Genomic DNA, 17799 nt, shown 5'->3' with positions numbered 1-17799 from the left:
TCGGCCAGACTACCCGCGTCCGCACGCACGGGGCAAAACGTCGCTGACCGGCCCGGACGCCGGGCACCGGCTCCCCCGGTGAGCAAGGCCGCGCGCCGGCCGGTCGGGGCCGCCGAGACCGTCGCGGCCAACCGGTCGTGGTGGGACGCCGAGGCGCCGGGGTACCACCACGAGCACGGCGCCTTCCTTGGCGACGCCGGGTTCGTCTGGGGCCCCGAGGGCTGGACCGAGGCCGAGCTCGACCTCGTCGGCGTCCGCGACGGCATGACCGTCCTCGAGATCGGCGCCGGCGGGGCCCAGTGCTCGCGCTGGCTGGCCGGCGCCCACGACGTGCGGGTCGTCGCGAGCGACCTGTCCGCCGGGATGCTCCGCACCGCCCGGGCCATCGACGCCGCGGCGGGGTCGGTGCTCCCGCTGGTCCAGTGCGACGGCGCCGCGCTCCCCCTCGCCGACGCCTCCGTCGACCGGGTCTTCACCGCCTACGGGGTCGTCCCGTTCGTGGCCGACAGCGGGGCCGTGCTCCGGGAGGCGGCACGCGTGCTGCGCCCGGGCGGCCGCTTCGTCTTCTCGACGTCGCACCCGGTGCGCTGGGCCTTCCCGGACGTCCCCGGACCCGAGGGGCTCACCGCGACGCACTCGTACTTCGACCGGACGCCCTACGTCGAGAGCGAGGCCGGGGTCGTCACGTACGTCGAGCACCACCGCACCCTCGGCGACCTCGTGCGCCAGGTGGTGGCGGCCGGGCTCGACCTCGTCGACCTCGTCGAGCCGGAGTGGCCCGAGAGGAACACCGAGGAGTGGGGCGGCTGGTCGCCGCTGCGCGGCCGGGTGCTGCCGGGGACCGCGATCCTCGTCGCCGAGAAGCGCTGACCCCGCCGGCGTCCCGCCGACGCTCAGACGAGGGCCGGGGCGCGGTCCTCGGTGTCGGTGTGCCGGCCACGGCGGGCGGTCGCCGAGAGGGCGAACCCGCCGAGCAGGGCGAGGATGCCGAGGATGCCGCCGACGAGCGGGACGGTGCGCGTGAGCAGGGCCAGCTGGGAGGAGTTGCTCTTGCCGCTCTCGATGTTGGCCGCCACCGTCTCCTCGGTGAACCCGAAGTTCAGGTCGAGGAAGGTCGAGCCGTCGTCGAGGATGCGGGTCTGGTGCTCCTGCTGGTCCATGATCGCGCCGGTGCGCGGCTCGATCCACATCGTCTTCTCGGTGTTGTACGTGCCCGCGACGCCGTCGGCGATCTCGATGGGCTGGTCCTTGACCGTCACGAGGAACTTGTACGTGGCGAGGCCGTCGACGTCCTCCTCGCCCTGGTAGACCGCGTCGACGGTGCCGCCGACGAGGCCGTCCCAGAACGGGTAGGTCTTCTGCTCGGTGTCGAACGGGAACTTGTTGACCAGGCCCTCGACGCGCTCGGCGTCGGCCGGGAGGTTCTCGAAGTCGGGCACCGACATCGCCGTGCGGCGGTCGGTGGCGAAGGTGCTGGTGCTCGCGGAGAGCAGCGTGCCGGACGGGTCGTCGGCGGCGACGCAGTCGGGGGCGTCGCCGTTCGGGTCGCGCACGAGGCAGCTGGAGTTCTGGAAGAGGATGACCTCGCCGGTGCTCAGCTCGGAGTCGGCGTGCGTGATGCTCACGGCCTTGACCGGGGTGTTCTCGAGACCGTCGGGACCCGCGACCTGGGCCTCGCCGCTGAGGCGGGTGACCGAGTCGGTGTCGAGCGGGGTCTTCTTGACCTGCCCGGATGCGTAGACGAGCGACAGGATCGCGGTCGTCACCAGGAATGCTCCGAGGAAGACGAGGAGCTTCGTCACGATTCCGCGCACTGCCTACCCTCCGTTGGGTCCGATGTCGGACAGAATGTAGCAGGACGTGACCCGCGGGTAACCTCACTCCGCGACCCCCGCGTGGCGGGTCGCCCCGCCGCACCCCCGGAAGGCCCCTCCGCATGAGCGCACCCGGCACCGTCGCCGCGCCCCGCGCGACCCGGTCGGTGGCCCTCGACTGGCTGCGGGGGGCGGCCATCGTCCTCGTCGTCCTCTCGCACATGTGGGCGCTCTGGTCGCTCGAGTCGCTCACCGGCGTCCCTCCGCTGCTGCACGTCCTCCAGAGCGGGAACATCGCGGTCACGGTCTTCCTCGTCGTCGCCGGCTTCCTCCTCGTCCGCTCGCTCGTCGGCTCCGAGGGCACCCGCGACGACGACGCCGGCCGGGTCGGGACGATCGCCGCCGCGCGGCCCGCCGTCGCGGTCCTCACCCGCGTCGTCCGGGTCGCCGCGCAGACCTACCCCCTCCTCCTCGTCGTCTGGTTCACGACCCTCGCGAGCTCACCGACCGACCTCGAGCGCACCCAGACCGAGCGCTCGGTCGCGTCGGTCTCGACCTTCGGCTGGAACATCTACCTCCAGACCCAGGCCCTGCTGGCCCGCGCCGACCTCGGCCACCTCTGGTACACCGCCGTCTACGTGCAGGTGGCGGTCGTCCTCGTGCTCGTCGTCCGCGGCCTGCGGCACCGCCGCCTCGTGCTCGCGGCGACCCTCGCCGGGCTGCTCCTCGCCTGCACCCTGTGGCGCGCGCACGTCGCGGGGGTCGAGCCGCTGACCACGGCGCTCCTGCGGACGACGACCCGGATGGACGGGATGCTCTGGGGGGCCCTCGCGGCCGTCCTCTGGCCGTGGCTCGGGCCGGTGCGCCGGCACGCGGGTACGGTCGTCAGCTGGTCGCTGGCCGCCTTCGCCGTCCTCGTCCTCTGGGTCGGCAACTCGGCGTCCTACCTCGGCTGGGGCGGCGTCGCCGCGAACCTCGCGGTCGTCGCGGTCCTCGTCGCCGCGCCCGGGCTCCCCCTCGAGGGCCGGCTGGCCCGGGTCCTCTCGTGGCGACCGGCCGTCCTCCTCGGGCGGTGGTCGCTGGCGATCTACGTCTGGCACTACCCGATCTTCTTCGCCGTGGGTGCCCGACTGCCGGGCTGGCCACCCCCGGCCAAGGCCGCCCTGGCGCTCGTCGTGCTCGCCGTCGCGGTCGTCGTGACGCTCCGCTGGGTCGAGCGGCCCGTCGAGGCCTTCCTCGAGCGGCGCTTGCGCGCCCGGCCGGCCGACCGCGAGGAGCAGGCGGCGCTGCCGCGGGCCGACGAGGCCGCGCTCAGCCCCGCCGGCGCAGCCGCTGCAGCCGGCCCAGCAGACCCTGCACCGTCTCGTCCCTGAGCCCGAGCCGGCGCTTGGCCCGGTCGTAGACGTCGAGGGCGGTGCGGTCGGCCCAGATCGCCGCCCCGCGCCCCGCGCCGTCGGTGGGGCGGGCCCGGTAGTTGGTCGACCGGCGCACCGCCTCCGCCTCCTCGGTGAAGTAGTAGAGGGCCATCGACCGGCGGGCCTCCCCCGGCGGGCAGGTGAGCGGGTCCGGGTGCCCGTGGAAGCTGTCGAACGACGTCGTGAAGACGAGCATCCGGTTGCCCTTCGGCGTCACCGTGCCCTGCCTGGCCGTCATCTGCCGGTCCCACAGCTCGAGCTCGCCGCCCCACTCCGGGTGCCACTCCTCGTTGAGGTACAGGAGGATGTTGACCCGGCGGGCCCAGTTCTCGCGCTCGTGGTGCGTCGTGAAGTCGGCGTGGATGTTGAGGTGGCCGCCGCGCAGCGTCTGGTGCAGGCCGCCGCCGTCCATCGACCAGTCGGGCAGCAGGTCCTCGATGCCGGTGAGCCGCTCGAGGTAGGCGACGAACTCGGGGGCGCAGAGCTCGCGGGCGACCGCCCGGAGGGTCGGGCCCCAGGTGTCGGGCGCGGTGTTGGAGTACTTCGTCTCGTTGACGTGCAGGTACCCTCGCCAGAACGGGTCCTCGGTGCCGGGGAACTCCTCGACCGCGGCCGCGAAGGCCTCGGGGGTCAGCACGTCGTCGAGGACGGTGTGCGGGAACGGGACGGCCGCCGCGTACTGCGCCGCGGCGTCGGGGAGGCCCGCCGAGAGGCGGTCCATCGCGAGGAGCTGGCTCGGCATGGCGCCAGTGTGGCACGGCGCCCGGACCGGTCCTGCGACATCCCTACCGGCGGGTCACATACAATCCAGCGACGTCGCGACGCCGCCTCGACCCGGGCGGCGCAGCGCCCGAGACGGACGGACCCCCGATGACCCAGACCCCTGCCGCGCCGGCACCGCGCGTCGGCGTGCTCGTCGTGGCGTACAACGCCGCGAGCACCCTCGTGCACACCCTCGACCGGCTGCCGGCCGGCTTCCGCGCCACCGTCGACCACGTGCTGCTCGCCGACGACGCGAGCCAGGACGACACGTACGCCATCGGGATGGCCTACCGCGACACGAGCGACCTGCCGCTGACGGTCGTGCGGCACGAGAAGAACCTCGGCTACGGGGGCAACCAGAAGGCCGGGTACCGCTGGGCGATCGGCCACGGGCTCGACGTCGTCGTCCTCCTCCACGGCGACGGCCAGTACGCGCCCGAGGTCATCGAGGACCTCGTACGCCCGCTCACCGAGGGGCGCGCCGACGCCGTGTTCGGCTCCCGGATGATGGTGCGCGGGCAGGCCCTCAAGGGCGGCATGCCGCTCTACAAGTTCGTCGGTAACCGCATCCTGTCGACCTTCCAGAACGCGATGACCGGCGCCGGGCTCAGCGAGTGGCACAGCGGGTACCGGGCCTACCGCGTCGACGCCCTCGCCGACCTCGCCCTCGACACCTACAGCGACGGCTTCGACTTCGACACCGAGATCATCCTCGGCCTGCTCGACGCCGGGAAGCACGTCGCCGAGGTCCCGATCCCCACGTACTACGGCGACGAGATCTGCTACGTCAACGGGATGGCCTACGCCCGTGACGTGGCCCGCGACGTCGTGCGCCACCGGGCACGCCGGATGGGCTTCGGCGCGCAGGGTGCGGTCGACGCCGAGGCCTACGAGCTCAAGCCGTCGCCGCACTCGAGCCACGGCCGGATCCTCGCGTGGCTCGCCGCGTCGGCCCCCGGCTCGGTGCTCGACGTCGGCTGCTCCGACGGCGCGTTCGGTGCGCTCGCCCGCGCGGAGGGGCACCGGGTCGTCGGGGTCGACGTCGTCAAGCACGACGGTGTCGGCGCCCGTCTCGACGACTTCGTCGAGGCCGACCTCGAGCGCGGCCTGCCCGACGAGGTCGGCACCGGTTACGACCACGTCGTCGCCGCCGACGTCCTCGAGCACGTCACCCAGCCCGAGGTGCTCCTGCGCGACATCGCCGCGCGGCTCGCGCCGGGTGGGGAGGTGCTCGTGTCCGTGCCGAACTTCGGCCACTGGTACCCGCGTGGTCGCACCGCCCTCGGGCTCTTCGACTACGACAGCCGTGGCCCGCTCGACCGCGGCCACGTCCGGTTCTTCACCCGTCGCAGCTTCGAGAAGCTCGTCCGCGAGTGCGGCCTGCGCATCGCCGAGCGCGACGTCGTCGGGGTCCCGGTCGACGTCCTCGACCGCGGGCGCACCGGCGGCCGCCGGGTCGACCTCGCCCGGGCCGTCGGGGCCGCCGACCGCGCCGCCGTCCGCGGCTGGCCGACCCTCTTCGGCTACCAGCTGCTCTACCGCCTCGAACCGGCGTGAGGCCGCCGGCACCGCCGCATCCTCGGGTCGTCGTCGCGTCCCTCGCCGGGTGCCTCCTCGGGGGCCTGGTCTACCTGCTCGTCCTCCTCGACCTCGCGTGGTCGCCGACCCGCACGGCCGTCGGCCTCGGGTACGGCTCGAACTTCTTCGACATCCAGGCCAACGCGCTGCTCGACGGCCACCTCGACGTGCCCGAGGGCTCGCTCGGCATCGAGGGGTTCGTCCTCGGCGGGCGCACGTTCATGTACTTCCCGCCGTTCCCGGCACTGCTGCGCATCCCGGTCATGCTCGTCACGCACGAGTTCGACGGGCGGCTGACGGTCGCGTCGATGGCGCTCGGCTGGCTCGTCCTCGCCGTCATGTCCGCCCGGCTGCTCTGGCTCGTCCGGACCGTGCTGCGCGGCAGCACCGTGCCGAGCCGGCGCGAGGCCGCGGCCGCTGCCGTGCTCCTCGTGGCGATGACCGGGGGCACCGTCATCACCTTCGTCGCCGCGCTGCCGTGGGTCTACCACGAGGTGTACGTGTGGTCGGTGGCCACCGTCGTCGGGGCCCTGTACTGGCTCGTGCGGGCGGGGCTCGAACCGAGCCGCCGCAGCCTCGGGTGGCTCGGCGCGTTCGCCCTCGCGGCCGTCCTCACCCGCACGACCGGTGGCTTCGCGGTCTGCGGCGCCGCGGTCCTCGCCGGTGGCTGGTGGTGGCTCTCCGAGGGTCGACGCCGGGTCGACGGGCGCCGGCTGCTCGTCGGGTTCCTCGCCGCGGGCCTGCTCCCCGTCGCGGCGTCGGTGGCCCTCAACGAGGTGAAGTTCGGGCACCCGTACCTCTTCCCGCTCCAGGACCAGGTCTGGACCCAGGTCAACGACCACCGTCGGGAGGCGTTGTCCGCCAACGGTGGTCACATCACCGGCCCGCAGTTCCTCCCGACGACCACGCAGGCCTACCTCTCCCCCACCGGCCTGCGCCCCACGCCGTGGTTCCCGTGGGTGTCGCTGCCCGACGCCCCGCCGGTGGAGCGCGACGGCGTGGTCCTCGACCAGACCTACCGGACCGCGAGCGTCACGGCGACGACGCCGCTGCTCTCGCTCCTCGCGCTCGCGGCGGTACCGGTGCTCGTGCTGCTGCGCCGGCGGCGCTCCTTCCGGCTGCTCGCCCCACCGGTCCTCGGGGCGGCCGTCGTGCCGGCGGGGATCCTCATGTACGGGTACGTCGCCAACCGGTACACGAGCGAGTTCGTCCCGCTGCTCGTCGTCGGGTCGGCCGTCACGGCGTGGGCCCTGCTCCCGCGGCTGCTGCGCGGCTCCCGCCGGCGCGCGGGCGCGGTGCTGACCGCCTTGGCCCTGCTCACCGCGTACTCGGTGCTCGTGCACACCGCCACCGGGCTCGTCGCGAGCGCCGTCACCGGCCGGGGCGACCGGCTCGTCCAGCTGCTGTCGCTCCAGCACCGGGTCGACCGCGCCCTCGGCACGACACCGCCGCCGGTGCTGCGCGACGTCGGCGCCCTCCCGGACGACGCCGCCCCCGACGCGCTCGCCGCCGCTCCCGGCTGCTCGGCCCTCTACCTGGCGACCGGCGACCGCTACGAGCCGTGGGTGCTCGTCGAGTCCTCCCCGACCGTGCTGCGGGCTACCGTGCACCGCGGCGTCGAGGCCGGGCAGGTCGTCCTCGCGACCGTCGTCGGCTCGCGGACCCGCGAGGTCGTCCTCCAGACGCGCGCCGACCACCAGGTGCGCGTCGTCGTCCGGCAGGGCGACACCGTGACCGCCGGTCCCTGGTACGGCGTCTACCCCGAGAGCTCGACGACCGTCGGCATCGGCGTCTTCGCGGACGTCGGGGTCGCCGAGGTGACGACGACGCCCGGCGGCCGGGTGGCGGTCTTCCCGGCCCAGCGGATCGACGAGCGCTGGGTGATCCGGCCCGGACGCACCGAGGTCCGCAACGACGCCTTCGCGCGGGCCGAGCGGCTGGGCGTCACCCTCGACCGCGTGCCCGGCCGCCCGACCACGCTGTGCCCCCGGGTCGTCGACGCGGCGGGGTCGCGGTGAGGGGGTCGCGGTGAGCCGGACGCCGCTGCGGGTCGCCGTCCTCTCGTGGCGCGACCCGCGCCACCCCGAGGCGGGCGGGAGCGAGGTCTACGTCGAGGAGGTGGCCCGCGGGCTCGTGCGCGCCGGGCACGAGGTCACCGTCATCACCGCGCGCCCGCCCGGGCTGCCGCGGCGCGAGGTGCTCGAGGGGGTCCGGCACCGGCGCTCGGGGGGCCGGCTCACCGTCTACCTCCACGGCCTGTGGTGGGTCGCGCTGCACGGCCGGCGCACCGACGTCGTCGTCGACGTCATCAACGGGTTGCCCTTCGGCACACCACTCGTGCGCCGGCGCGGCGTCGTCGCGCTCGTCCACCACGTGCACCGCGAGCAGTGGCGGATGATCTACCCCGGGTGGCGGGGACGGTTCGGCTGGTGGGTCGAGTCCGTCGTCACGCCGTGGCTCTACCGCGGGGTGCGCCACGTGACGGTGTCCGGCACCTCGCGGGACGACCTCGTCGCGCTGGGCCGCCGCCCGGAGCGGGTCGACGTCGTGCGCAACGGCCTCGCGGCCCGGGCGCGCGCCGCCCACCGGGCGCCGGAGCCGCGGGTCGTCGTGCTCTCGCGCCTCGTCCCGCACAAGCAGGTCGAGCACGTCCTCGACGCCGTCGCCGCGCTCCGCGCCGAGCACCCGGACGTCCGGGTCGACGTCGTCGGGCGCGGCTGGTGGGGACCCCAGCTGCTCGAGCACGCCCGCTCGCTCGGGGTCGAGGACCTCGTGACCTTCCACGGCTGGGTCGAGGCCGACGAGCGTGACCGGCTCCTCGCCCGGGCGCGGGTGCTGGCCCTGCCGTCGGTGCGCGAGGGCTGGGGCATCGCCGTGACGGAGGCGGCCGCCCAGGGCACGCCGGCGATCGGGTACCGCGTCAGCGGGGGGCTCACCGAGTCGGTGGTCGACGGGGTGACCGGATGGCTGGTCGACGGTCCCGAGGAGCTGACCCGCACGCTCGGCGAGGTCCTCGCGGGGCGGCTCGACGTCGACGCCGCGGGCGAGGCCGCGCGTGAGCGCGTGGCTGAACTGGACTGGGGCCGGACGGCCCGGGAGTTCGAGGACGTGCTCCTCGAGGTGGCCCGGCGCGGGCGCGCGCGACCGCTGAGGGTCAGCCCTGGCCGTAGACGATGATCGGCTTGGACGCCGGGTTCTCGGCGGGGGCGGCGGTCTGCGAGGAGACGAGCCCGAAGATCGCGGCGAGCGCGAGCACGATGCCGGCGATGCCGGGGGCGACCACGTTGGCGATCATCACGACCTTCCTGTCGAGAAACTACGCCACAGTAACAGAACTCAGGGACGCCGACGGCGCACTCGCGAGAGCGACACGACGAGCAGGAGGGCGAGCACCGCGAGGTCGGTGCCGGCGACGACGCCCACCCGCCACCCGGCGGTCCGTGGGACCGGGGCGGGGTCCGCGAGCTCGACGAGGACGAGGTCGGGGCCGTCGTGCACCCGCCGCGCGGACGGTGCGGCCTCGAGCGCGGCGAGCAGGGGCGACGCGTCGGCGTCGGTGCGGGTGACGAGGACCCACCGCACCCCGGCCGCCGCGAGCCCGGCCGCGGTACCGGCACCGGGCTCGGCGAGCACCGAGCCCACGCGCGCGGCGAGGCGGTCCTCCCCACGGACCGTCCGGTCCCCCACCGCGAGGGCGTCGGTGGTCACGACCTGCACGTCGAACCAGCGGGAGGCCGGGTCGTAGGTGCCGTAGGCACCGGCCCACGGGTAGCGGCGGTAGAGCCGCCACGGCGCCGAGGCGAGCACGCCGTCCGACCCGTCGACGGCCCGCGCCACGGCGGCGAAGTCCGCCGGCCAGGTCACGGGGGTCAGGACCCGGTGGACGACGACCGTCGCGTCGGGCAGCAGCACGAACGGGACGAGGAGGCAGGCGCCGACGGCCGTGGGCGCCAGCGCCGGCGCCTGCCGTCGGGCCGCGGTGACGCCGGCGTCGGCGAGCGCCCCGACCCCGAGGACCGCGACGACGACGAACGGCGCGAGCCACTTCTGACCGTCGCGGAGCAGGCCGAGGCCGGGGACGACGTCGGTGCCGGCCGCGACGAGGTCGGCGCCCCACGGGACGGTGGTGACCGCTGCGAGGAGCAGGCCCGCGAGCCCGAGGCCGAGGAGCGGCCGGGGCGCGAGCGCCGGGCGGCGGACGACGGCGACGAGGCCGGCCACGACGAGCACGACGGTGACCGCCCCCAGCCCGCCGGCGCGGGTGCCCGGGACGCTCAACCGGTCCCAGATGCCGCCGAGCCCGAGGAGGCTCAGCACGGCCGGCCCCGGCAGCTCCGCACGGGCCGCGAAGGCCGCCACGCCCGCGGGGTCGGACGTGCCGCCGGCGCCGCCGAGGAGGGCGGGCAGGAGCCACGGCAGCTGGACCGCGGCGACGAGCCCGAGCAGCCCGGCCCGGCGCCGCCCGGGCGTGCCGCGCGGGGCGGCCCCGAGCACGAGCGCGGTCCCCCCGACGAGCACCGCGGACGTCGGGGTCAGCGCCCCGAGGGCCAGCCAGGGGGCGAGCCGCGCGAGGGGACGGTCGTGGCCGGGGCGCAGGGCGAGGGCGACCCACCAGAGGACGGCGTAGCCGAGGACGAGGGCCCACTGGCCGAGCCCGAGCCGCTCGACGACGAACGGGTTCCACACGGCGAACGCCGCGACGAGGGCCCGCGCCGGCAGTCCGAGCGGACGGGCGAGCCGGTGCGCGCCCCACCCGGCGAGCAGCAAGGGCGCGAGGACGGCGACCCGCCCGAGGACGGCGCCGTCGACCCCGAGCGAGAGGACGGCGACGACGGCGTCGAGCGGCGCCGCCCGCGGCGTCCCCGTGCCGACGCCGAGGGCCTCGGGCCGCAGCGGCAGGGCCGGGGTGAACAGGAGGTCGCGCGCGACGGGGTACCCGGAGCGGGTGAGCAGGGGCCACGCGAGCACCGCCGCGGGGAGCAGCACCCAGAGGTCGAGCAGGAGGTCGGGACGGCGCCATCGCCCACCGGTCCCCGTCGGGGCCACCATCGCGACCTCCCTATGCTGGCCCGGTCCGCAGCACACCCTAGAACACCCGCCGGGAGGTCGAGCGTGCCTCCGGAGCGCGGCCCGGCCTTCGCCGAGGTGTGGCCGGCCGTCGACGCCGTCGGCGGCTGGCTGACCCGCGACCAGGCCCAGCTGCTCTGGGACGCGGTACGTGCGGTGGACCCCGGACCGGCCCGCGTCCTCGAGATCGGCTCGCACCGGGGCCGCTCGACCTGCGCCCTCGCCGCCGCCCGGCCGGACGTGGACGTCACGGCCGTCGACCCGTTCGTCACGACCCGCCGCTACCCCGGACCCTCGGTGCGCCTCGGGCTGGAGGCCACCCTCGAGGCGCTCGGGGTGGCCGACCGGGTCACGGTCCTGCCGGTGCCGTCGGCGCAGGCGAGACGGGGCTGGGACCGCCCGCTCGACGTCCTCCACGTCGACGGCAAGCACGACTACTGGACGGTCTCGGACGACCTGCACTGGGCGGACCACGTCGTCGCCGGCGGCACCGTCCTCGTCCACGACGCCTTCTCCTCGATCGGCGTCACCCTCGCCCTGCTGCGCCACGTGCTGCCCGGCGACCGGCTGGCCTACCGCGGGCGGGTCGGGTCGATGGCCCGCTTCGTCGTGGCGCGCCCGACCACCGGGGACCGCGCCGCGATGCTCCGCGAGCTGCCCTGGTGGGGACGCAACGTCGTCGTCAAGGTGCTGCTCCGGCTGCGCCTGCGCCGGGTCGCGGCCCTCCTCGGCCACCACGGGCGCGACGACCCGTACTGAGGCCTCGACCGCGGGGCCTCGCCGGGTACCGGGTGGTAACTTTCGCCGGTGGCCAGCAGGGACCGTCGGGCGGGCGTCGTGGGGGGCGCGACGATGGCCGCCGCCATCGGCGTCATGAACCTCACGACCTACGGCCTGACCCTCGCCTGCGCCCGGCTCCTCGGCCCCGACGAGTTCGGCCAGTTCTCCTCGGTGCTCGGCGCGCTCATCGTCCTCAACGTCCTCTCCCTCGCCCTCCAGGCCACCGGCGCCCGGCGGGTCTCGACGGCCACCGGCGACCCGTCGGCGATCGCCCGCACCGTGCTCGCCGCGACGGTGCGGGGCGCGGTCGCCGTCACCGTCCTCGGGCTCGTCCTCGCCCCCCTCGTCCAGCGCGGTCTCCGGCTCGACAGCCTCGTCGGGGCGCTCTGCCTCGCCGTCGCGGCCGGCCTGCTCACGGTCATGGGCGGCCAGGCCGGCATCCTCCAGGGCGAGCAGCGGTGGGGGCCGCTCGCCCTGCTCTACGTGACGATGGGCACCGCCCGGCTCGCGCTCGGCGGGATCGCGCTGCTCGTCGACCGGTCCGCGGCGGCCGCCCTCGTGGGCGTCGCCGTCGCGGCGGCCGCGCCCGTGCTCGTCGGCGGGCTCGCCCTGCGCCGGTCCGGCCGCTGGGACACCCGGGCCCCGGTCGGAGCCACCCCGGAGAGCACCTGGCGGGACTGGGAGCGCGGCGGCGTCGCCCGCGAGGTGGTGCACAGCGCCTCGGCCCTGCTCGCGTTCTTCGCCGTCTCCAACGCCGACGTCCTCGTCGCCCGGGTCGTGCTGCCCGGTGAGGAGGCCGGCCACTACGCCGCCGGGCTGGTCCTCACCAAGGCGATGCTCTTCCTCCCCCAGTTCGTCGTCGTCGTGCTCTTCCCGCGGATGGCCCGCGGCCACGACCTGCGGCGCACGCACGCCGTCGGCCTCTCGGCGATCCTCGGGCTCGGCGTCGTCGCCGTCGGCGGGGTCCTGCTCCTGCGCGGGCTGGCCCTCGAGTTCGTCGGCGGCGCCGCGTACGCCCCGGTGCGCGACGACCTGTGGCTCTTCGCCGCCCTCGGCACGGTGCTGGCAATGGTCCAGCTGCTCGTCTACGGCGCGCTCGCCCGGCAGCACCCGCGCGCGGTCGTGCTGCTGTGGGTGGCGCTGGCCGCCACGGCCGGCCTCGCGGCGGCCGTCGACGACGCCCACGGCCTGCTGCTCGTCAAGCTCGGGGTCGACCTCGTGCTGCTCGTCGGGCTCGGCGCCTACCTGCTCCTGCGGACCAGCCCGGAGGAGGCCGACGGGCTCGAGCCGGTGGACCCCCCGCTCGCCGAGGACCCCACCTCCCCCGAGCAGCCCGCGGTGCGCTGACCACGGCGCCCGGGGCCGGCCGCGTCAGTGCGCGGCGTCGTGCCAGGACCGGCCCACCCCGACGCTGACGTCGAGCGGGACGTCGCCGAGGTCGAGGGCCGAGCCCATCTCGCGGCGGACCAGCGCCTCGACGTCCTCGCGCTCGCCCGGCGCGACCTCGAGCACGAGCTCGTCGTGGACCTGGAGGAGCATCCGGCTCTTCGCGCCCTCGGCCGTGAGGGCTGCGTCGACGCCCTTCATGGCGAGCTTGATGATGTCGGCCGCCGAGCCCTGGATCGGGGCGTTGAGGGCCATCCGCTCGGCACCCTCGCGGCGCTGGCGGTTGTCGCTGAGCAGGTCCGGGAGGTAGCGGCGCCGGCCGAGCATCGTCGCGGTGTACCCGGTGGCCCGGGCCTCGACGACGACCTCGCGCAGGTAGTCGCGGACGCCGCCGAAGCGGGCGAAGTACTCGTCCATGAGGCCCTGCGCCTCGCCGGTCGAGATGGTCAGCTGCTTGGAGAGGCCGAACGCCGAGAGGCCGTAGGCGAGGCCGTAGCTCATCGCCTTGACCTTGCTGCGCATCTCGAGGGTGACGTCGGAGGGCTCGACGCCGAAGACCCGCGCCCCGACGAAGCGGTGGAGGTCCTCGCCGGTGCGGAAGGCCTCGATGAGCCCCTCGTCGCCGGAGAGGTGGGCCATGATCCGCATCTCGATCTGGCTGTAGTCGGCCGACATCAGCGACTCGAAGCCCTCGCCGACGACGAACACCTCGCGGATGCGACGGCCCTCCTCGGTGCGGATCGGCACGTTCTGGAGGTTCGGGTCCGTGGAGGACAGCCGGCCCGTGGCCGCGATGGTCTGCAGATAGGTCGTGTGGATGCGGCGGTCCGGGGCGACCGACTTGATGAGCCCCTCGACGGTGACCCGCAGCCGGCTCGTGTCGCGGTGGCGCAGCAGCGCCTCGAGGAACGGGTGCTCGGTCTTGGTGAAGAGGTCGGCGAGGGCGTCGGCGTCGGTGGTGTACCCGGTCTTGGTCCGCTTGGTCTTCGGCATGCCGAGCTGGTCGAAGAGCACCTCCTGGAGCTGCTTCGGGCTGCCGAGGTTGACGTCCTCGCGGCCGATGGCGTCGTAGGCGTCCTGCTGGGCCTGGCGCATCTTGCCGGCGAAGTCGGCCTCGAGGGCGGTGAGCGCGTCCTCGTCGACGGCGATGCCGGTGCGCTCCATCTCGGCGAGGATGTCGACGAGCGGCAGCTCGAGGTCGGCGAGCAGCTCGGTGCCGCCGGTCTCCTCGACCTTCTCGGCGAGCACGGCCGACAGCTCGAGGACGGCCCGGGCGCGGACCATCGCGTCGCGCTCGGCGGTGTCGTCGTCGGTCTCGAAGGACAGCGTGCCCTGTGCGCCCTGGTCGCTCGTGGAGTCGCCCTCGGCGGTCAGCTCGCGGCCGAGGTGGCGCACGACGAGGTCCTCGAGGTCGTAGGAGCGCTGGTCGGGGCGGACGAGGTACGCGGCGAGGGCGGTGTCGCTGGTGACGCCGTTCAGCGCCAGGCCGCGCGCCCGGAGGGCCTGCAGCTGGGGCTTGACGTCGTGGAGGACCTTCGGGGCGTCGGGGTCGGCGAGCCAGCCGGCCAGGACCTGCTCCTGCTCGGCGGTGAGGGCGGTGAGGTCGAGGGACGCGGTGGCGCCGTCCTCCCCCGCGAGCGCGAGCGCCTCGGCGTCACCCTCGCCGGCCCGGTAGTGGCCGGACACGACGACGCCGTGCGGCACCGTGCGGCCCACCCCACCGTCGCCGAAGCGCACCGTGAGGTCGTCGGCGGTGAAGACCTCGCCGTCGAGCTCGAAGCCGCCCTCGACCTCGTCGGACTCGACGTCGAAGGTCTGGAAGAGCCGGTCGCGCAGCACGCGGAACTCGAGGCCGTCGAAGACCCGGTGGACCTCCTCGCGGTCCCAGGACTGGCGCTCGAGGTCGGGGACGGCGAGCGGCAGCTCGAGGTCGTCGACGAGCCGGTTGAGCCTGCGGTTGCGCAGGACGCCGTCGAGGTGCTCGCGCAGGTTCTCGCCGGCCTTGCCCTTGATCTCGTCGGCGTGGGCGACGACGCCGGTGAGGTCGCCGTACTGGCCGAGCCACTTGGCGGCCGTCTTCGGCCCGACGCCCGGGACGCCGGGCAGGTTGTCGCTGGACTCGCCGACGAGCGCGGCGAGGTCGCTGTACCGGTTCGGGGGGACGAGGTACTTCTCCTCGACGGCGGCGGGGTCCATCCGCCAGACCTCGGAGACCCCGCGCACCGGGTAGAGCAGGGTGACCTTCTCGGTGACGAGCTGGAACGCGTCGCGGTCGCCGGTGCACACGACGACCTCGGCCCCCGCCTCGGTGGCCTGCCGGGTGAGGGTGGCGATGACGTCGTCGGCCTCGAAGCCCTCGACCCCGACGTGCCGGATGCGCAGGGCGTCGAGGACCTCGCGCAGCAGCGGGAGCTGGCCGGAGAACTCGGTGGGCGTCTTGGAGCGCCCGGCCTTGTACTCGCTGTACTCCTCGAGCCGGAAGGTCTGGCGGGAGACGTCGAAGGCGACGCACACGTGCGTGGGCGCCTCGTCGCGCAGGACGTTGATGAGCATCGAGGTGAAGCCGTAGACGGCGTTGGTGTTCTGCCCCGTGCTCGTCGAGAAGTTCTCGACGGGGAGGGCGAAGAACGCCCGGTAGGCGAGGGAGTGTCCGTCGAGGAGGAGGAGCTTCACGCGTGGCAGCCTAACGACCATGACCGACAGCTCGGACCTCATGGCCGGCGTGCAGCGGATGCGCGCGATGAACCCCGACTCGCTCATGGAGCGGATGGGCATCGAGGTGGTCGAGGCCACCCCCGAGCGGCTCGTCGCGACGATGCCCGTCGCCGGCAACACCCAGCCGTACGGGCTGCTCCACGGCGGCGCGTCGGTGGTGCTCGCCGAGACGCTCGGGTCGATCGGCGCCGCCCTGCACGCCGGCGAGGGCAAGGCCGTCGTCGGGCTCGACATCAACGCGACGCACCACCGGGCGGCCCGCTCGGGCCTCGTCACGGGCACGGCCAGGCCGCTCAGCCTCGGGCGGACGCTCGCCTGCTACGAGGTCGTCGTCACCGACGAGGAGGGCCGGCGGATCTGCACCTCGCGCATCACCTGCCTGGTCCGCGACGCGGCGCCCGGCGCCTGAGCGTCAGCGCCGGGTCGGGCACCGGTCAAGACCCGGCAACCCCGGGGTAAGCCGCAGGTCAAGAACCGTGCATCCGGGCCGCTCGGCCCCCTCCGGCCCGACCGAACGGCCGAGGACGCCGGCGTCCGCCGCCGCGACGATCGACCCGTGAGCCCCACCCTGCCCCGCCGCTCGACCGCCGCCGCCCTGCTCTCCGGCGTCGCGCGCGCCGTCGCGTCCGACCCCTCGGGGCGCGCGAAGGACGCGGCCCGCCGCACGGCGCGGGCCACCCGGCTCCCGGCCGCCGAGCGTCCGCGAGCCGTGCCCCCGACCGCGGTGCCGGCCGCCGTCCCGGGCGACCGGGCCGTCGACGCCGCCTACCGTCCCCGCGCCGCGCTCCGCCTCACGGCCACCCCGATCGTCTCGGTCCGGCGCCCGGTGGGCCGCGTCGCCACCGGCACGACGACCGACGCCACCGCGCTGCACCTCGCCCGCCGGGCCTCCTTCGGCGCGACCCCCCAGCTCGTCGACGAGATCCGCGCCCGTGGGGCGGCCGGCTGGGTCGACGACCAGCTCGACCCCCTGCGCCTCGTGCCGGACGCCACGTGCGACGCCCTCGTCACGAGCCTCTTCCCGCTCCTGCCGCTCGCGACGTGGGAGGTGCACGACCGCTACTGGCCGAACAGCACCGGCGACCTCGGCGACGAGGTCATCCAGTCGGTCCTGGCCCGCGCGCTGTGGTCGAAGCGGCAGCTGCTCGAGGTGATGGTCGAGTTCTGGACCAACCACCTCGTCGTCACCGCGCCGTGGGGCGAGACCTGGGACAGCGTCCACCGCTTCCACGTCGACGTCGTCCGCAAGCACGCCCTCGGCCGCTACGCCGACATGCTCGTCGCGGCCGCCAAGCACCCCGCGATGCTCGCCCAGCTCGACAACGAGTCCTCGACGAAGCGCTCGCCGAACGAGAACTTCGGCCGCGAGGTCCTCGAGCTGCACACGGTCGGCGTCGACGGCGGCTACGCCGAGTCCGACATCCGGCGCTCCGCGCTGGCCCTCACCGGCCTGTCGACCGACGACGAGTCCGGGGAGTACTTCTACCGCCGGATCCGCCACCACACCGGCGCGCTGAGCCTGCTCGGCTGGAGCCACGCCAACACGAGCGCGGACGGTGAGACGGTCGCCGTCTCCTACCTGACCCACCTCGCGCGGCACCCGAAGACGGCCCGGCGCATCGCCACCAAGCTCGCGGTGCGCTTCGTCTCCGACACCCCGCCGGACTCCCTCGTCACGGCCCTCGCGGCCGTCTACACCCAGAACGACACGGCGCTCGCGCCGGTCCTGCGGGCCCTGTTCGCCTCCCCGGAGTTCGCGGCCTCGGCGAACCAGAAGGTCAAGCGCCCGCTGGAGCGGATGGTCTCGACCTCGCGCGTCCTCGGTGTCGCTCCCGGGAAGAACACCCGGAACTGGCTCGGTGGCCTCGCCTGGAACGCGCGCGTCGCGGGGCAGGCGCCCCTCGGCTGGCCCGCCCCGAACGGCTACCCGGACGTCGCCGCCGCGTGGGCGGGTGCGAACGCCACGCTCACGGCGTGGAACTGGGCGATGGGCCAGGGCTGGACGGCGTCCGACGCGACCCAGACCGACGTCACCTACCCCCCGCTGCGCTCGCTCCTCCCGGCGACGCTGCCCTCGACGCACGGCGCGCTCGTCGACGCGCTCGCCCTCCGGCTGCTCCAGGGTCCGCTGCCCGCGGCCAAGCGCGACGCCGTGTGCGCCTTCCTCGACAAGACCGCCGCCTCGCCGCTGCGCAGCACCGACGCCGCCGTCGGGTGGCGCCTGCCCTACGTCGTGGCGCTGCTCCTCGACACCCCCGAGTTCGCGACCCGCTGAGGACGAC

At 75.0% G+C, this 17799-nt stretch carries 14 protein-coding genes; 9 read left to right on the top strand and 5 right to left on the bottom strand.

Features of this window, described 5'->3' with window-relative positions; all coding sequences use genetic code 11:
* Positions 1-78 precede the first annotated feature (78 nt).
* Positions 79-870, top strand: a complete 792-nt coding sequence (locus JQN70_RS03755; protein ID WP_307835799.1) for a class I SAM-dependent methyltransferase — start codon at positions 79-81, stop codon at positions 868-870.
* A 23-nt stretch (positions 871-893) separates the two neighbouring features.
* Here JQN70_RS03755 and pgfA read toward each other — a convergent pair whose 3' ends face one another.
* Complete coding sequence (pgfA, locus tag JQN70_RS03750) at positions 894-1802, bottom strand: cell envelope lipid trafficking protein PgfA (RefSeq protein WP_307835818.1); 909 nt, start codon at positions 1800-1802, stop codon at positions 894-896.
* Positions 1803-1936: 134 nt separating this feature from the next.
* Between pgfA and JQN70_RS03745 the strand changes: the two genes are divergently transcribed.
* Positions 1937-3187 carry an acyltransferase family protein gene (locus JQN70_RS03745; protein ID WP_204129983.1) on the top strand — a complete coding sequence of 417 codons (1251 nt, stop codon included), beginning with the start codon at positions 1937-1939 and terminating at the stop codon, positions 3185-3187.
* Here the strand turns inward: JQN70_RS03745 and JQN70_RS03740 are convergent.
* Entirely contained in the window at positions 3126-3971 is an 846-nt protein-coding gene (locus tag JQN70_RS03740; RefSeq protein WP_204129982.1) for a 2OG-Fe(II) oxygenase, read from the bottom strand. The genes JQN70_RS03745 and JQN70_RS03740 overlap by 62 nt on opposite strands.
* A 128-nt stretch (positions 3972-4099) precedes the next feature.
* On the opposite strand from JQN70_RS03740, the gene JQN70_RS03735 reads away from it, so the two are divergent.
* From JQN70_RS03735 to JQN70_RS03725, 3 genes are read left to right on the top strand one after another with little or no spacing between them, the layout of a single operon-like run.
* Positions 4100-5548, top strand: a complete 1449-nt coding sequence (locus JQN70_RS03735; RefSeq protein ID WP_204129981.1) for a bifunctional glycosyltransferase/class I SAM-dependent methyltransferase — start codon at positions 4100-4102, stop codon at positions 5546-5548.
* Positions 5545-7587 (top strand): hypothetical protein, encoded by a 2043-nt coding sequence (locus JQN70_RS03730; RefSeq protein WP_204129980.1) that lies wholly within the window; start codon positions 5545-5547, stop codon positions 7585-7587. Before JQN70_RS03735 ends, JQN70_RS03730 begins: the two co-directional genes overlap by 4 nt.
* Positions 7588-7597: 10 nt before the next feature.
* Positions 7598-8746, top strand: coding sequence for a glycosyltransferase family 4 protein (locus JQN70_RS03725; RefSeq protein ID WP_307835798.1), 1149 nt, complete (start codon positions 7598-7600; stop codon positions 8744-8746).
* Here JQN70_RS03725 and JQN70_RS03720 read toward each other — a convergent pair.
* Positions 8724-8864 carry a hypothetical protein gene (locus tag JQN70_RS03720; RefSeq protein ID WP_204129979.1) on the bottom strand — a complete coding sequence of 47 codons (141 nt, stop codon included), beginning with the start codon at positions 8862-8864 and terminating at the stop codon, positions 8724-8726. The genes JQN70_RS03725 and JQN70_RS03720 overlap by 23 nt on opposite strands.
* Positions 8865-8905: 41 nt before the next feature.
* A complete protein-coding gene (locus tag JQN70_RS03715) occupies positions 8906-10618 on the bottom strand; it encodes an MmpA family trehalose lipid delivery protein (protein ID WP_204129978.1) in 1713 nt (570 codons plus the stop codon).
* Between the two features lie 63 nt (positions 10619-10681).
* Here JQN70_RS03715 and JQN70_RS03710 point away from each other — a divergent pair, with 63 nt between their 5' ends.
* Positions 10682-11395, top strand: a complete 714-nt coding sequence (locus JQN70_RS03710; RefSeq protein WP_204129977.1) for a class I SAM-dependent methyltransferase — start codon at positions 10682-10684, stop codon at positions 11393-11395.
* A 48-nt stretch (positions 11396-11443) separates the two neighbouring features.
* Positions 11444-12763, top strand: a complete 1320-nt coding sequence (locus JQN70_RS03705) for a lipopolysaccharide biosynthesis protein (RefSeq protein WP_204129976.1) — start codon at positions 11444-11446, stop codon at positions 12761-12763.
* Positions 12764-12787: 24 nt separating this feature from the next.
* Here the strand turns inward: JQN70_RS03705 and polA are convergent, their stop codons facing one another.
* The gene (gene polA / locus JQN70_RS03700) at positions 12788-15496 is read right to left on the bottom strand and encodes a DNA polymerase I (RefSeq protein WP_204129975.1); all 2709 of its coding nucleotides are present in this window, start codon (positions 15494-15496) and stop codon (positions 12788-12790) included.
* On the opposite strand from polA, the gene JQN70_RS03695 reads away from it, so the two are divergent.
* Complete coding sequence (locus tag JQN70_RS03695; RefSeq protein ID WP_204129974.1) at positions 15495-15926, top strand: hotdog fold thioesterase; 432 nt, start codon at positions 15495-15497, stop codon at positions 15924-15926. The two genes, polA and JQN70_RS03695, sit on opposite strands and share 2 nt — an antisense overlap.
* Positions 15927-16073: 147 nt before the next feature.
* Positions 16074-17792, top strand: a complete 1719-nt coding sequence (locus JQN70_RS03690) for a DUF1800 domain-containing protein (protein ID WP_204129973.1) — start codon at positions 16074-16076, stop codon at positions 17790-17792.
* The last annotated feature ends 7 nt before the right edge of the window (positions 17793-17799 follow it).

Origin of the sequence: Phycicoccus sonneratiae (assembly GCF_016887965.1) — a bacterium.
In the GTDB taxonomy this organism is placed as follows: domain Bacteria; phylum Actinomycetota; class Actinomycetes; order Actinomycetales; family Dermatophilaceae; genus Phycicoccus; species Phycicoccus sonneratiae.
Note: the sequence above shows the minus strand (reverse complement) of the source record. Positions and strands in the feature narration are given on the sequence as shown.

Coding starts and splice junctions, on each gene's coding strand:
- JQN70_RS03745 (WP_204129983.1), top strand. CDS start 1,937: ATGAGCGCACCCGGCACCGTCGCCGCGCCCCGCGCGACCCGGTCGGTG.
- JQN70_RS03740 (WP_204129982.1), bottom strand. CDS start 3,971: ATGCCGAGCCAGCTCCTCGCGATGGACCGCCTCTCGGCGGGCCTCCCC.
- JQN70_RS03735 (WP_204129981.1), top strand. CDS start 4,100: ATGACCCAGACCCCTGCCGCGCCGGCACCGCGCGTCGGCGTGCTCGTC.
- JQN70_RS03720 (WP_204129979.1), bottom strand. CDS start 8,864: ATGATCGCCAACGTGGTCGCCCCCGGCATCGCCGGCATCGTGCTCGCG.
- JQN70_RS03715 (WP_204129978.1), bottom strand. CDS start 10,618: ATGGTGGCCCCGACGGGGACCGGTGGGCGATGGCGCCGTCCCGACCTC.
- JQN70_RS03695 (WP_204129974.1), top strand. CDS start 15,495: ATGACCGACAGCTCGGACCTCATGGCCGGCGTGCAGCGGATGCGCGCG.
- polA (WP_204129975.1), bottom strand. CDS start 15,496: ATGGTCGTTAGGCTGCCACGCGTGAAGCTCCTCCTCCTCGACGGACAC.